Here is a 1,474-nt window from a genome sequence, read left to right on the forward strand (position 1 = left end):
ACCGAGACGAGCCTTTAAGGCAAAGTCACTGATACCACGCTTCCAGGAAAAGCTCCTAAGCTTCAGCTTACGCAGACCGTACCGTAAACCGACACAGGTGGGTAGGATGAGAATTCTCAGGCGCTTGAGAGAACTCGGGTGAAGGAACTAGGCAACATGGCACCGTAACTTCGGGAGAAGGTGCGCCCTTTTTGGTGGCTCATGCGAGCTATAGCTGAAGAGGGCCGCAGTAACCAGGCCGCTGCGACTGTTTATCAAAAACACAGCACTCTGCAAACACGAAAGTGGACGTATAGGGTGTGACGCCTGCCCGGTGCTGGAAGGTTAATTGATGGGGTCAGCCGCAAGGCGAAGCTCTTGATCGAAGCCCCAGTAAACGGCGGCCGTAACTATAACGGTCCTAAGGTAGCGAAATTCCTTGTCGGGTAAGTTCCGACCTGCACGAATGGCGTAACGACAGCGGCGCTGTCTCCACCCGAGACTCAGTGAAATTGAAATCGCTGTGAAGATGCAGCGTTCCCGTGGCAAGACGGAAAGACCCCGTGAACCTTTACTATAGCTTTACACTGAACGTTGAGTTCGTCTGTGTAGGATAGGTGGGAGGCTATGAAACTGTGGCGCTAGCTGCAGTGGAGCCATCCTTGAAATACCACCCTGTCGTGCTTGACGTTCTAACCTAGGTCCATAATCTGGATCGGGGACCGTGTATGGTGGGTAGTTTGACTGGGGCGGTCTCCTCCTAAAGAGTAACGGAGGAGCTCGAAGGTACGCTCAGCGCGGTCGGACATCGCGCACTGTGTGCAAAGGCATAAGCGTGCTTGACTGCAAGATCGACGGATCAAGCAGGTAGGAAACTAGGACTTAGTGATCCGGTGGTTCTGTATGGAAGGGCCATCGCTCAACGGATAAAAGGTACTCCGGGGATAACAGGCTGATACCGCCCAAGAGTTCATATCGACGGCGGTGTTTGGCACCTCGATGTCGGCTCATCACATCCTGGGGCTGTAGTCGGTCCCAAGGGTATGGCTGTTCGCCATTTAAAGTGGTACGCGAGCTGGGTTCAGAACGTCGTGAGACAGTTCGGTCCCTATCTGCCATGGGCGTTGGAGATTTGAGAGGGGCTGCTCCTAGTACGAGAGGACCGGAGTGGACGAACCTCTGGTGTTCCGGTTGTCACGCCAGTGGCATTGCCGGGTAGCTATGTTCGGAAGCGATAACCGCTGAAAGCATCTAAGCGGGAAGCGCGCCTCAAGATGAGATCTCCCGGGGCACAAGCCCCCTGAAGGAACCATATAGACTATGTGGTTGATAGGTCAGGTGTGTAAGTACAGCAATGTATTGAGCTAACTGATACTAATGATCCGTGTGGCTTGACCATATAACCTCAAGTTGCCTTGGCCGACATGACATGTCGATAGATCCCAAGTGCACGCTACGTCACAAGACTTACGAGAGGCAGGCGCCTTAATCCGTT

At 53.5% G+C, this 1,474-nt stretch carries 1 rRNA gene; it reads left to right on the plus strand.

What is annotated here, in order from left to right:
* A 23S ribosomal RNA gene (locus tag ACW6W5_RS17830) occupies positions 1-1,378 on the plus strand; the annotation flags it as partial.
* Between the last annotated feature and the right edge of the window lie 96 nt (positions 1,379-1,474).

Source organism: Stenotrophomonas sp. IS26, from assembly GCF_054188265.1.